9 protein-coding genes and 3 pseudogenes are annotated in these 13,536 nt (G+C 45.9%); 5 read left to right on the forward strand and 7 right to left on the reverse strand.

Annotation, left to right across the window (positions count from 1 at the left end):
- Positions 1-48: 48 nt before the first annotated feature.
- Genes lpxC through purC form a run of 4 tightly spaced genes read right to left on the reverse strand, consistent with a single transcriptional unit; the run spans position 49 to position 4,518 of the window.
- Entirely contained in the window at positions 49-972 is a 924-nt protein-coding gene (gene lpxC / locus DSM107010_RS14870; protein WP_106168596.1) for a UDP-3-O-acyl-N-acetylglucosamine deacetylase, read from the reverse strand.
- 11 nt (positions 973-983) lie between these two features.
- Positions 984-3,596: a BamA/TamA family outer membrane protein gene (locus DSM107010_RS14875; RefSeq protein ID WP_106168597.1), complete on the reverse strand. Its 2,613-nt coding sequence runs from the start codon at positions 3,594-3,596 to the stop codon at positions 984-986.
- Between the two features lie 51 nt (positions 3,597-3,647).
- The gene (locus DSM107010_RS38450; protein ID WP_158631790.1) at positions 3,648-3,794 is read right to left on the reverse strand and encodes a hypothetical protein; all 147 of its coding nucleotides are present in this window, start codon (positions 3,792-3,794) and stop codon (positions 3,648-3,650) included.
- On the reverse strand, positions 3,775-4,518 hold the full coding sequence (gene purC / locus DSM107010_RS14880; RefSeq protein WP_106168598.1) for a phosphoribosylaminoimidazolesuccinocarboxamide synthase: 744 nt from the start codon (positions 4,516-4,518) through the stop codon (positions 3,775-3,777). Before purC ends, DSM107010_RS38450 begins: the two co-directional genes overlap by 20 nt.
- A gap of 453 nt (positions 4,519-4,971) precedes the next feature.
- Here purC and DSM107010_RS14885 point away from each other — a divergent pair, with 453 nt between their 5' ends.
- Complete coding sequence (locus tag DSM107010_RS14885) at positions 4,972-6,783, forward strand: polysaccharide deacetylase family protein (RefSeq protein WP_106170482.1); 1,812 nt, start codon at positions 4,972-4,974, stop codon at positions 6,781-6,783.
- 190 nt (positions 6,784-6,973) lie between these two features.
- Here the strand turns inward: DSM107010_RS14885 and DSM107010_RS14890 are convergent, their stop codons facing one another.
- From DSM107010_RS14890 to DSM107010_RS14900, 3 genes and pseudogenes are all read right to left on the reverse strand, one after another.
- Positions 6,974-7,648 (reverse strand): vWA domain-containing protein, encoded by a 675-nt coding sequence (locus tag DSM107010_RS14890; RefSeq protein WP_181245383.1) that lies wholly within the window; start codon positions 7,646-7,648, stop codon positions 6,974-6,976.
- A gap of 299 nt (positions 7,649-7,947) precedes the next feature.
- A complete protein-coding gene (locus DSM107010_RS14895; protein WP_127023273.1) occupies positions 7,948-8,823 on the reverse strand; it encodes an SWIM zinc finger family protein in 876 nt (291 codons plus the stop codon).
- Positions 8,824-8,844: 21 nt separating this feature from the next.
- Positions 8,845-12,110, reverse strand: a pseudogene (locus DSM107010_RS14900) (DEAD/DEAH box helicase).
- A 354-nt stretch (positions 12,111-12,464) separates the two neighbouring features.
- Between DSM107010_RS14900 and DSM107010_RS14905 the strand changes: the two are divergent.
- From DSM107010_RS14905 to DSM107010_RS14915, 4 genes and pseudogenes are all read left to right on the forward strand, one after another.
- Positions 12,465-12,683 (forward strand): UPF0175 family protein, encoded by a 219-nt coding sequence (locus DSM107010_RS14905; protein WP_015154314.1) that lies wholly within the window; start codon positions 12,465-12,467, stop codon positions 12,681-12,683.
- Positions 12,680-13,042, forward strand: a pseudogene (locus tag DSM107010_RS43525) (PIN domain-containing protein). Before DSM107010_RS14905 ends, DSM107010_RS43525 begins: the two are co-directional and overlap by 4 nt.
- The gene (locus tag DSM107010_RS39640; protein ID WP_199755557.1) at positions 13,026-13,157 is read left to right on the forward strand and encodes a DUF3368 domain-containing protein; all 132 of its coding nucleotides are present in this window, start codon (positions 13,026-13,028) and stop codon (positions 13,155-13,157) included. The pseudogene DSM107010_RS43525 and the gene DSM107010_RS39640 overlap by 17 nt, the downstream one beginning before the upstream one ends.
- Positions 13,158-13,308: 151 nt before the next feature.
- Positions 13,309-13,479 (forward strand): annotated as a pseudogene (locus DSM107010_RS14915) (nucleotidyltransferase family protein); the annotation flags it as partial.
- Between the last annotated feature and the right edge of the window lie 57 nt (positions 13,480-13,536).

Raw genomic sequence — 13,536 nt, forward strand, 5'->3', positions numbered from 1 at the left:
AATTACCCCCTTGTCTTTCTTGTCTCCTGTCTCTGTCTCCTGTCTCCTTCATGATTTCATTTTTTGCTCCAGCAGTTGGGCAAGTTGAACGTGTAGTTTGTGGCTTGCTTTATAAGCAAGGAAATGAGCGTTGGGGAATGTCCCCAGTAAGCACAAATCTCCCACTAAATCTAAAATTTTATGACGTGCTGGTTCATTTGCAAATCTCAATGGTGGATTCAGCCATGATTGGGGGGTACAAACAATAGCATTTTCAAGACTTCCACCTTTAATTAACCCTTGCGATCGCAAGAATTCGATCTGGGTTGCCAAACCGAAAGTGCGTGCTGGGGCAATTTCTGCCGCAAATGTAGATGTATTATACGTCCAACTATGCCATTGATTGCCGATCGCCTCAGTCTCAAAGTCAATTCCGTAAGTAAAGCGGGTTTCTGGTGCGGGCAAAGCTGCGACAAAAGTATCGCCTTCGCGTACCCAAACGGGTTCTAGTAATTGGGGGACAATAGTAGGCGCCGGCAGAGGAGATCGCCCAACTTTGGCGATCTCCTCTGCCCAGACTCGCGCAGAACCGTCTAACAGCGGCACTTCTGCCGCATCAATTTCAATCCTGGCATTATCGACTCCGCTGCCTGCTAGGGCTGCTAGCAAATGCTCTACGGTGCGCACGGATGCCGTTCCAGTTTCGAGTTGCGTTGAAAGTACGGTTTGGCTAACCGCCTCAACGCGAGCAGGAATTATTGGTTGAGTTGGCAAATCGACCCGCACAAAATAGCGCCCTTCTCCCGCTGCGGCGGGTAAAATGCGAACTTGGCTAGTCTCTCCACTATGCAATCCGACTCCCGACTGACTTATAGTACCTGCGAGAGTGTATTGTTGTGAGGAGAACTCGGAATTCGGAATTCGGAATTCGGAATTAATTTCTCGCTTGTCACCCTTATCTCCTTGTCCTCCTATTTCCTGTCTCCTATCCATAACCCCTACCCCTAAAATTTCTCCCCAATACCGAACTGAATGCGACTATCGCCGTCGCTGTTCAAGCCGTAGTCTAGGCGCAGGGGTCCCAAGGGAGAATTGACTCGCACGCCAACACCGTAGCCGACTCCCGTACCTGGTTTATCGAGTAGAATTGCTGGTTCTCCAGGTACGTTACCTGCCGTCCCTAAATCGGAGCCAAAATCGACAAATAGAGCGCCACCGACAACCGAGAAAATCGGAAAGCGATACTCGGCTGTAGCAGTGACAAAACTGCGTCCGCTGCCTAATTCTCCTTCTCCGTAACCCCGTACTGAATTACTACCACCAATGGAAAAGGCTTCGTAGGGAGGTAGATCGCCAATGACCGTTCCAGCTTGAATATTAAAAGCTAAAGTTTCCGGTCCTTCATTGAAACTAGTAAAGTTGACCGGAATATATTGACTGTAGCTACCCCGCAATCGATTCAGGAGAATGCTACCGCTACCGATGGGAATCGATTGCTCTACGCCTAATCGCAGGAAAGAACCGTCAGTAGGTGTCGTGATGTTATTTCGGAGATCGCGCACTGCTCCTAACTGTACAGTGAGCAAATCGTCTGAACCGTCGTCAGAAAAACTCAAGGGAATATCTTCTCTACCGTTAAATCTACCTTCTGGCGTGACTTCACCATCATCATCGCGGATGGAAATACGCTGATATTGCAAGCCTGCGGATGCAGTCCATTCCGACCGAGCCAAGGGATTGCGAGACAAAGGACGGGTAAAGGTAACGCCGCCACCTTGTCGCCGCACGCGGGGACGCACGCCATCATCAGGGTCGCCTACCTCGATATTCTCGTCATCTCCATCAAAAATTAGCGAAATCGATCGCCGCTGGAATAAGTTGACTGTATAGGAAGTTCTATAGGGGTCTCCAGCAATCCAGGGGTCTGTGAACCGAAGATCGAACAGCAACTCGCTCCGTTCCGTACCAACCTGCAACTCTGCCCCTAGCTTTTGGTTGTTGCCACCTAAATTGTTTTGTTGAAAGCTGACTGCTCCAAATAAGCCACTGGCAGAACTAATACCACCGCTCAATCCCAAACTACCGCTGCGGCGTTCGTCCACGTTCAGTACGACAATCACTTTACGGGGGTCTTGACCGGGGTTGAGGGCAACGTTTACATCTTCAAATATCCCTAGTGCGTAAACTCGCTGCAAGTCGCTTTGAACCACGTTGCGATTGAATACGTTATTGGGCTTCAGGGCGAGTTCTCGCGTGATGATAAAATCTCGCGTCCGACCGCGAATTGGTTTGCCTTCATCGTCGGTTGCTTCGCCTTCCCGCACGAAACGGACTTGGATATCTTCAACAACCCCTTCCGATACTTGGAGCGTCACCGTGCCGTCTGGTGCAACTTGGGGCGCGGCAATCACTTGTGCCAAGACATAACCATTTTTCTGATACCACTCGTTGAGCTGCTTAATGCCTTCCTGCAAGCGGCGGAAGTTGAGAATGTTGCCGTACTGCGGCTTAAAAGTATCCTCAACTAATTTGGGAGGCAAGACAGACGGAACATTTGTACCAGGGTTAGCTTCGATTTGGACTCGCTGAAGGGTTGGGTTGGGTTGCACGATATAGGCAACCCGCACGCCCAAGGGTGTATCTTCCGGTATAGCCCGGACGTTGGCGAAAAAGCCTGTCGCAAAAATGGCGTTGATATCTTCTTGTAATTGCGATCGCGTTGTCGTTCGCCCTGGAGCGGTACGAATTGCTTGGTAAACTTCGTTTTGTAATTCTTCAGTCAAAGTGCCAGTTTCGCTACTCACAGCGACTTCTGCGACAAGAACTCTAGGTTCTGCGGCTTCGGGTTGAGTTTCTGGCGTGGGTTGATTTGGTGCTGGCGTTCCTGGCTGAGTTGGCGTGGGTTGAGTTTCTCCCGGCGTTCCTGGCTGAGTTGGCGTAGGGGGAAGCGCATCTGTTGGTAGTTTTTGTTCTGGTGCTGGAGTGGATGGAGGAATAGGTGGATTTGGCTGATTGGGAACGCTTCCTGGTGCAGGTGCGCCGTTAGGAGTCACGGGAACTTGAATGCGATTGGGTGTTTCTTGCTGCGGTAGAGATTCCGTACCTGGAGCTGGTTGCACTGGTACTGTTGGCGGCGTAGCTGGTTCTGTCGCTGGTTTAGAATCCGGTGCTGGTTGACGATCGCGGTTAATCGGAATTTCAATTCCTCTGGGGGTCTCGTCCTGCGAGTCGAGTTGGGCGATCGCTCGCGTTTTGAGTGCCGCTGCGCCATGCTCTGTCAGATGACGATCGCTACGATTTGTACTTGGTTTTAGAGAAAAGCTTTCTTTAGCTGCTAATTTTTTTGCTGCTAATTTTGGTGTTGCTGTTACAACCTTTTCTCCCTTTAAGCTGGCGATTAACACTTGACGTGAAGACGTCGGAGAATTCCGACTTCTGGCAATTTCAGAATTATTTTTGACTTTTAACTTTTGACTTTTGACTTTAAATTGTTTTCCTTGCTCCTCTGTCACAGTGCGATCGGCAGGAGTTGCATACGTTGCTGGCATTTGCACCAGCATGACTTGCCGAAAGCTCGCGATCGCCGCGATCGCTACCCATACACGAAATAAACGCATTTTGTTTCACCTATTTAGCACGTCCGCACACCAATAAAAGTTTGTCATTCGTCATTTGTCATTTGTCATTTGGTAGTTGACGGTTGACTGTTGACGGTTAGCAATTGTTTGCTCCTCTCTTCCTCTGCTTCCTTGTCCCCCTTGTCTTCCTTGTCTCCCACTTCCGACTCCCGACTCCCTAATTCCCGCCTCCCTCATTACCTTGAGCTAGCACGCGACGCAGCACCTCTTGGTAGGCGGTTTCGACATTGCCTAAGTCGCGACGGAAACGGTCTTTGTCCATGACTCGCCGATTGGTGTCTGTTTCAGCTACGTCCCATAAACGACAAGTATCGGGGCTAATTTCATCACCCAGCCGTAACTGTCCCTGAGCATCGTACCCAAACTCTAGCTTGAAGTCTACCAGGGTCAGATCGCAACGCTGGAAAAATTCGCTCAGATAGCGATTAATTTGGCGCGCCATTTGTTGTAATTGGTTGACTTGTTCTGGAGTTGCTAGCTCTAGCAAAAAGAGGCGATCGCTCGTCAATAAGGGATCTCCTAAACTATCGTTTTTGTAATAAAACTCTACCAACGGCTGTTTCAAAACTGTCCCTAGAGGTAATCCTGTTTGTTGACAGAGACTCCCTGCGGCAATGTTCCTGACGACCACCTCTAACGGCAAGATTTGCAATCGCCTGACGCGCATTTGATTGGCACTAATGCTTTCCAGCCAGTGTGTCGGAATGCCTTGCTTTTCTAAATACTGAAACAACACAGTGGAGATGGTGCAGTTAATCTCTCCTTTGCCGACAATACTGCCTCGCTTTTGAGCATTAAAGGCAGTGGCATCGTCTTTGAAATGTGCCAGTAATATTTCTGGCTCTGTTGTCGTGTAAACAATTTTGGCTTTGCCTTCGTAGAGCAGCGATCGTGCAACCATTTCAGGATTACTCTTGATTAGCGTTCTAGCTTGCCAGGTACAGGCTTAATCATTTTAGCCACTATTGGACACTTAAATGAGGAGTCAGGGAATGGAGTTGATAGTAGTTGGTAATTGGTAATTGGTAGTTGGTAATTGGTAGTTGGTTGACAGTAAACGCTACGCTACACTGCGTGAAGACAGTTCTTGCACCTGAAGCCCCTGAAGCCCCTGAAGCCCCTGAAGCCCCTGAAGCCCCTCAGCTCTCTTCCCCGACTCCCGACTCCCGACTTATATTCCTCACGGTATTTGCACTAACTTAAAGCTGCCTTAGCGGGAACTTAAGCAGTAAATATTAGACTTTTAATGCATTGCGATTAGGGTGTAATTGTCTCACTTTTGGGAATGGCTTACACTTGGCTAAAACTTTATTGGCTCAGAATCTAAGAGTCTCGCTCGTTTTTGTAGATACCCATGTTGTCAACTTGCTTTTATCGGTTTTTTACTGCTCAATATTTCAGTCCGGTGCTGTCAAAACTACTTCTGTCAGTAACGCTGACTTTTTCCGTGTCGCTTTTTGCAACTGTAGCTCAAGCGCAAGAAAAGCAAAACAATTCCTCAACACCAGCACCGTCTTTAAGTCATTGTCCGCAAGCTTCGCCTTATGGAACCGAACTTACTAGCTTGGCAACTCAGTTGCTTCAGACGACAAATTGGACAGAAGATAAAACCAAACTCTTTGAGTTTCTCAGCTTGAAGTTGGGACCCCAATTAGCTGCCTATTTCAATTCCAGCCCTTACCCCACTATCAATGAAAGGGCAAAATTGGCAAAGGTTCCCATCTTGATGTATCACGACATCTTGCCCAAAAAACAAGTCTTTTTTGATGTCACGCCCCAAGAATTCGAGCAGCATCTTCAATTTATTAAACAACAGGGTTTTACCCCCATCAGTTACGACCAACTCGTCATTCATCTGCGGACGGGTTTACCCTTGCCAGAAAAGCCGATTATGTTAACGTTTGATGACGGCTACGGGGGACATTACGAATATGTTTATCCACTTCTAAAAAAATATGGCTATCCAGCCGTGTTTTCTATTTATACTTCTGGGGTAGGCAACAACGTCGGTAGAAGTCATGTCAGTTGGGAACAACTGAAGGAAATGGCAGCCGATCCGTTAATTACTGTTGCAGCTCACAGCGTTACCCATCCTGAAGATTTGCGTCGCCTGTCCGACGACAAACTCCAAATGGAAGTGACTAAATCCAAACAGATTTTGGAAAATAAGCTAGATATACCAATCCGCTATTTTACGTATCCGGCTGGGAAATATAACCAAAAAGTTGCCGCAGCAGTCAAAAAGGCTGGTTATCTATCGGCGCTGACGATGAACGACAACGACGAACGCTTTGCTGGCGACTCGGAAAGTTTACTTGCCATCGGTCGCTTCGGTCAATCTAATTTAGCACGGGCGATCGCCAACCCAGAATCTAGCATTCTCTCTCAAACTTCAGGTGGCATGAAAATTCCTAAGTGGGGAGAAGAATTCGATTTTTCTGCCAATGTCACCGTCAACAAAACCACCATCGATCGCACCTACTTGTTATTAATCTCTGGTGGTAGACCAATGACGATCCATGCGAAAAGCCGCTACCAAGTCCCGGAGATTTTAGCTGATACTGCCGCAGTTGCGGGCGTAGATGGGGGCTTTTTCTCGCTCAAAGTCATCAATTCCAACATTATGATCGGTCCCGTACTCAGTCAAAAAGCGAGTAACTTTGTCCCTGGTAATGCAAGTGAGAATCTTAGGCTTGCAGGTAGACCCTTGGTATTAATTGGGACTCAGGCAGTTAAATATATTCCCTTCGATCCTTCGTTACACAACACGTTAGAAGGAATCCAGGCGGAGATGTCAGACGTAACAGATGCTTTTGTCGCTGCTGCTTGGCTGGTAAAAGACGGACAACCGCGATCGCGAGAGTCTTTTGGTAACTTATTTGGTTTTGATGCGGCGCGTCGTCGGGCTTTCTGGGGAATTAACCAGGCAGGACAGCCCACAATTGGCGTGGCTCCGAGAAATGTCGATGCTGTGAGGCTAGGTGCAGTATTAGCTAAAGCTGGGTTGCGAGATGCGGTAATGCTCGACTCCGGTGACAGTTCTTCGCTTGCTTATAAGGGTGAATTGCTAGTACCTTATACCCCCCGTCCCGTGCCTCACGTCGTCGCCCTGCTGCCACCAGAAGGAAACGAGAAAGCGAGTTGTTTGGTGGTGAATGCTAAATGAGAGGCTATAAACAGTAGCCCTACTCTTTCCCTGAAACTGTGCCTTGGAAGATCCCCCCAACCCCCCTTTTTAAGGGGGGTAAAAGAGAGGTAGATCTAGATCTATTGTCAAGAGAAACAGAATCGTAAGGTTTGACAGCGATCGCAACAGACAAATATCGGTCACTGTTCACTGGTCACTGGTCACTGATTTAGACTACGCCCCACCCAGGCGGTGGGAGAGCAACTTGATCTTCTGGTTTGGATTGAGAAACCCGCTGCATACTTGCCGATAGCCAGATAAACAGCTCTTTGAAGTTTAATCCTTGTAACTTTAAGGGGCTGCGGACGACAATTTGACTCAAGCGCGTCATGTTGGCTGATTCTACCCCTACAGCAAAGAAAGCAACTCGCTTACCTGCCTCATCGTCGCGAATCCGTTGCGTGGCTTGGTCGATGATACTGTCTGGTTCTCCTTGCGGTTCGCCATCCGTGATCAAAAATACCCAAGGACGATAGTAATTCACACCATTACTACGATACTGACCTTTACGGGCTTCGATCATATCTAGCCCTTGGAGAATTGCCCCACCCATGTGAGTTAAACCTTGGGCTGATAGGCTAGGCGGTTCAAATATGTCAGCCGTGACGAAATCCTGCGCTACTTTCACGTCACTACCAAACGTGACGATCGCCACTTCAACCCGCTTGCGCGCCAAGTTATCTTGGTTGAGTTCCTCTTTGAAAGTGCGTAAACCCTCATTGAGAGCGTCAATAGCGACTCCCTGCATGGAGCCAGAAGTATCTAACAGCAGGACGCACGGACAGCGCGGTTCTGGGTTTTCGGCAAATTCCACCGCATCTTCAAGTTTCAAAGCTTCAGCCATAGTTGAGTCAGAAAATAAACAACATTAAGATTTAAGACCTTAGTTTATTAAACGACGCGATCGCCATATATTCCACCCATTGTCAGTTATTAGGTAGCAGGGAGCAGGGAGCAGAGAGCAGGGAAAAGGCTGTCGTGTCTTGGGATGCGGGGAAAGAAGTTGGAAGTTGGAATTAACTGTGAATTGTGTATCCTCCTTGTCTCCCTTGTCCCCCTTGTCCCCCTTGTCTCCCTTGTCCCCCTTGTCCCCCTTGTCCCCCTTGTCTCCCTTGTCCCCTTGTCTCCCTCACTCCTAGCCCATCATCCAGTACTCATCGCTGCGATCGCGGCTTGTTGGCTGGCTTGTTGGTAAATGTCAGTTAAGTATTTTTGTACTATTCCAGATGCAGTGGCATCACCTCGATCTGCTTCATCAGTCTCTAATTCTGCCACGGGAATTTCTCCTAAGACATCTAAAATCGTTTCGCCGCTGAGTGATGGTGCTATGACCACTAACGATGGGTCGAGTGATTCATTGTATTGCCAAAATGAGGGAGTCGGTAGGGGCGGGTTTCCAAACCCACCCGTACGGGAGTCGGGAATCGGGAAATTTTGACTTTTAACTTTTAACTTTTGACTTTTGACTTTTGACTTTTCTTCTTTACTCCTAAATTCCCTTAAGGAAGTGAGAACCTCATCCTTAGTGCGTCCCCGTAGTTGGAACAAGACAAAGGGATCTTCGCTGAAGCGATCGCCTAGTTGATAGTAGACTGCGGCGACGTGTTTGCAAGGGTTGGCTTTATCGGGACAAGAACAGTGACTTTTAACTTCTGATAGGGTAAAAGGAAACAAAGATAAACCATTAGCAGTAAAAATCTCTTCTATATTTTGCGGCATTTCTCCTGCTAGTAATTTGGCTGCATAAACTGCTTTTTGAGACATTGTTTCTACAACATATCCCCACTGTTCGTCATCAAATTTTTCTAAAGATAGTGAAACTTTGTATGGTTCTGGATCTGTCCCTTGCACCCGTGCTAATACTTGAGAACCTTCAAATTTGATATTTAAAATGTTTCCCTGTCGTGCATAATTTCTGCCGCGTTCCAATCGCTTTTTGAATCGATAGGAATCTAATAGATCTAGCCAGCGTTGCGACCACCACTCTCGACTAGCTTGAAAGCTTTGGTTTGTAGTCATTGTATCTTCCTACAGTTATTGTTAATCCTCATTCTCTTCAATTACAGCATTACGTTCTAGTACGAGTAATTGTCGCAATTGATCTGTATCTAAGTCAGTCAACCAATTTTCACCTGCGCCTACCACTTGCTCTGCTAAGGCTTTTTTGCTTTCAATCATGTCGTTAATTTTCTCTTCCAACGTTCCCGTGCAAACAAATTTGTGGACTTGAACATTACGAGTTTGCCCGATCCGAAATACCCGATCTGTGGCTTGGTTTTCTACGGCTGGATTCCACCAGCGATCGAAGTGAAATACATGATTTGCCCGCGTTAAATTTAATCCCGTTCCCCCAGCTTTGAGAGACAAAATCATCACGGGTGGACCCTGTGGATCGTGCTGAAAACGATCGATCATTTCCTCTCTTTGTTTCTTGGAAGTACTACCATAGAGGAAAAAGATTTCTCGACCTAACTTTTGTTCTAAATGAGGTTTTAACAACTTACCCCATTCCGCAAATTGAGTGAAAATTAAAGCGCGATCGCCTTCTGAAATTGCTTCTTCTAACATCTCTTGTAGTCGAATCAATTTACCCGATCGCTGTGGTTCTTTCAGCGTTGTTTCTTTCAAAAACTGCCCTGGATGATTGCATAGTTGTTTTAATTTTACTAGTAGTGCCAAAATCATCCCTCGGCGTTGAATTCCATCAGCAGCATCAATTTCAGCCAAGGATGTTTCAACTAATTGTTCGTACAGTTTCGCCTGTTCGGGAGATAAACCACAAAATTCAGTCATCTCCTGTTTTTCAGGCAAGTCTTGAATAATACTGCGATCGCTCTTTAATCGTCGCAAAATAAAAGGTTGAACTAGCGATCGCAATGTTTTTAAAGAAGCTGCATCGCCATATTTCTCAATCGGAATCGCAAATCGTCTTTGAAAGAATTGCTTTTGTCCTAAATATCCAGGGTTGATAAAATCTAGAATCGACCACAATTCTTGCAATCTGTTTTCTACTGGCGTACCCGTCAAAGCAAAGCGAAATTGGGCTTCTAACTGACGCACTGCCTGAGATTGCTTGGCTTCAGAATTTTTGATATTCTGGGCTTCATCTAAAACAATTCCTTGCCAAGAAACACTTTGGTGAGTTTTTAAATCGCGGTGCATTAAAGCATAACTGGTAATTACCAAATCTTTTCCTGTAACAGTTTGCTCGAATGTCTTACCTTTTGGTCTTTTATCCCCGTGATACATCAATACTTTTAACTGCGGGGCAAATTTTCTCACCTCCCGTTCCCAGTTTCCCAATACAGAAGTAGGACAAACTAACAAAGTTGGTTTTTCTAATGCTTTTTGTTGCTTGAGATTGAGTAGAAAAGCGATGAACTGGATCGTTTTTCCCAGTCCCATATCGTCCGCCAGACACGCACCTAAGCCCCAGCGTTCGAGGAAACTCAACCACCCCGCACCCCGTGCTTGATAGGGGCGCAATTCGCCGCGAAAGCCCTCTGGTGTGGCTAAAGGTGCGATCGCTTGGTTATCTGTTAGTGCTGTCATTAATTCTTGCAGCGCCCCTGATGCTTCAAAACTAACCACAGGAAGCTTTTCAATCGTCTGGGTGTCGCCCGTACTCAATCGCAAAGCATCTTCTAGACTTAAATTCAAGTTATCTTTACGCGCCGTAAAGAAAGCTTGGGCTGTTTTGATATCTTGGGGACGCAACTCTACCCACTCGCCGTTAATTTCGACTAGGGGACTGTTTAACTTCACCAAGCGATCGAATTCTGCTTTCGATAAAGTTTGTCCGCCGATCGCCAATTCCCATTTAAAATTCAGTAGGCTTTGCAATCCCAGGCGATCGCTTTTCTTCGGAGTCGTAGCACTAATTTTCAATCCTAAGCGATTTGCCCAACCCTCACGCTCTAAACTGGAGGGCAAAATCACACCTAAACCGCTATCCTCAAATCGCCATACGACTGATTTAATAAACTCGTATGCTTGTAGGGGATTGAGACTACAAGATTGAGGAAATGGTTGTTCTAAACTTGGTGCAATTAGAGAATAAAGTCTTGAAGCTAATCCCAAACCCCTTAGTAAGGTTTCCTGCGGTTGCGAGATCGTGCGCTGGTCGCTTCGCGAACCGCCTTCGGCATCGCAATATTCTAAGTTAGCAACTGGATGTTGCCAAATTGTAGCTGCATCAACAATAAATTCGGGCGTGTCTACTGCTTGTAGATAGTAACTTAGAGACCAATTATTCTTACCTTCAGTTGGAGGAGATAACTGAAAACAAGTCCGAAATAAACTTCGCCCTTCTAATTGATATTGAATTGGTGCAGTCCAAGCTTTGACCATTGCTTCTAAGCGTTCTAATTGGGCTGGATCTGCTATTATTTTTGCGTCAACAGCAGCCAAACTTTGTAACCATTCTTTCAGAGGTGAAGGTACAGTAGGGAAAGAATTATTTTGTGCATTTTGCTGCGCGATCGCTCTAACCTGTACATCAATTGTATCGTTGAGAAATTCTAAGATTAATTCTTGTGGCGACGATGGGAATTTGATTTGTAGGGGCGCACAGCCGTGCGCCCCTATAATTGTTGTATTCTGATAAAAACAACAAACCGCAGGCATTGCTTGCGCAAATTTTGCTAATCGCGAGGAATCGATCGCACTGTCGAGAAGCGATCGCCAACGAGCAATAACGCAGTTGTTAATATCATTGCTTTGTTGACTCAAAGTAGGAACAAATTTGCCTCGACTGAGTAAATCTAAACTCCATCGCGCTACTTGCGACCAAAAGCGTAAATCGCCTCCCATCCATGAATTTTCTGGGCGATCGACGGCTAAAGGAAGTGATGTTAAAAATGCGATCGCCTCTTGCGGTTCTAGGTAAAAACCTTCAACTTGCCACGGATAGAAAAATTGAGATTTTGTAGTTTCTCGTTCGTCGTTTTCTTCCGTTATAGGAGCAGAATACAATGGACGGATCGAGATTTTTTTTTGTTTCTGAGTTTCTATGCTTGGTAAGGCAAGAGTTTGGTTTAAAATTGGGAGGTCGATCGGTGACGATTCGTATTTTTCTGCGATCGCCCCTGCTTTTGTTCGGATAGAGATAAAGATTTAGGAATGGAAATATCTGAGGCACGCCACCATTCTAATAGTTCATGAGCCGTCATTGTTAGCGGGTGAGTGGGAACGTCTGTAGCTGAGTCGATCTCGATATCTCCCACTAAAGAGCGCCAGACTTCACCCCAAATAAATAAATAGCTTTGCTGGTCTTTTTGAATCCAATTACAGTGTAAAATTGCCATATGTTCGACGAGTCAATATGCACCAGGCTGATGAGTTGTATTTTAGGCTGAATAGCTGAATAACTTATTCTAGAAGAAATATAATTATTTTTGTCGTGACGCGATCGCAGAATACCGATGGGGCATTATCATAGCTTAGCGGAGTTATCGGACTCATGCACTTATCTACTCTACCAAAGGGCAAACCTCAATAGTCCGCCTTCGCGGACTTTGCCTGTGTAGCCTCGAATTCCATTCGCCTCGTGCTTATCTCCGTACAACTTGCGATCGCACTTGATAGAAAGCGAGGCAAAGTAAAGACGTGCTAATCTTTAGCCATAAATAGGCAACTTAGAGCTTGAAATTTCAACGATTATGAACGAGCTAAAAATAGAACTGCCTCCAAATATTTCTACAGATGAGGCTCGACTGCTACTTACACTCAAGTTATTTGAAACTGGTAAAATTTCTCTTGGACAAGCTGCCAAACTAGCAGGTTATTCCAAGCGTACCTTCATTGAATTGCTTGGCAAAATGGGAGTGCCAGTAATTAACTATCCATCTGAAGAGTTGGAGCGGGAGATTAACCTTTGAGCAATCCTATTAAACTGGAGACCTTAGAGGCTGTTACAAATAGCACCTGCCTAGTTGGATTAGAGAGGATTGAACGCTTAGATATCTTGCCACAAGTGTTTTCCACCATCACTATACCAACTGCTGTTGCTGCTGAAGTGGGGATTGAGACAGATTGGCTAATAGTTAGAACGGTGCAAAATCTTGCTGTGGTTGCTACCTTAAACACCTAAGTAGACTCAGGAGAAGCTGAAGCAATCGCTTTAGCAATGGAGCTTGGGGATGTTTTTGTCATTTTGGATGATAGAAAAGCACGTCTGTTGGCTCTCCAACTAAGTCTAAAAGTCCATCGGCACTGTAGGAATGTTGCTACGTGCTAAACGCTTTGGTGTCATCTCCGAAATTAAGCCGCTACTAATTGCATTGAATCAAGTTGATTTTCGCATTTCGGAAGTACTTGTCCAGAAAGCTTTACAAATTGCTGGGGAACTTTAAGGCGATCGCATCCTCACTTCACCACCAGGCGATCGCATTTCTACTACATCAATAGGCGATCGCATATTTGCGCGATCGATATTTGGCACAAATATTTCATCTTTCTCTAAAGTTAAGATAATAATACAAAAGCATTAGAGATATTGAAGCCATGAGTATTCATGAACTGTTGCAAAAAAGGCGGGAAGACATTCTCCGCATTGCTGCTCAGCACGGTGCATCTCATGTACGAATTTTTGGTTCAGTAGCACGCGGGGAAGCCAAACCAGATAGTGATGTCGATTTTTTAGTAGAATTGGAGCCTAATACTACAGTTGTAGATAGCTGAGCGATTGGGAAAGGCGACGTTTGTAATGATAAAACTTAGCAATCGCTTGAT

The sequence above is a fragment of the Chroococcidiopsis cubana SAG 39.79 genome (assembly GCF_003991895.1).
GTDB lineage: Bacteria > Cyanobacteriota > Cyanobacteriia > Cyanobacteriales > Chroococcidiopsidaceae > Chroococcidiopsis > Chroococcidiopsis thermalis.

Coding starts and splice junctions, on each gene's coding strand:
- lpxC (WP_106168596.1), bottom strand. CDS start 972: ATGGATAGGAGACAGGAAATAGGAGGACAAGGAGATAAGGGTGACAAG.
- DSM107010_RS14875 (WP_106168597.1), bottom strand. CDS start 3,596: ATGCGTTTATTTCGTGTATGGGTAGCGATCGCGGCGATCGCGAGCTTT.
- DSM107010_RS38450 (WP_158631790.1), bottom strand. CDS start 3,794: ATGAGGGAGGCGGGAATTAGGGAGTCGGGAGTCGGAAGTGGGAGACAA.
- purC (WP_106168598.1), bottom strand. CDS start 4,518: ATGGTTGCACGATCGCTGCTCTACGAAGGCAAAGCCAAAATTGTTTAC.
- DSM107010_RS14885 (WP_106170482.1), top strand. CDS start 4,972: ATGTTGTCAACTTGCTTTTATCGGTTTTTTACTGCTCAATATTTCAGT.
- DSM107010_RS14890 (WP_181245383.1), bottom strand. CDS start 7,648: ATGGCTGAAGCTTTGAAACTTGAAGATGCGGTGGAATTTGCCGAAAAC.
- DSM107010_RS14895 (WP_127023273.1), bottom strand. CDS start 8,823: ATGACTACAAACCAAAGCTTTCAAGCTAGTCGAGAGTGGTGGTCGCAA.
- DSM107010_RS14905 (WP_015154314.1), top strand. CDS start 12,465: ATGAACGAGCTAAAAATAGAACTGCCTCCAAATATTTCTACAGATGAG.
- DSM107010_RS39640 (WP_199755557.1), top strand. CDS start 13,026: ATGTTGCTACGTGCTAAACGCTTTGGTGTCATCTCCGAAATTAAGCCG.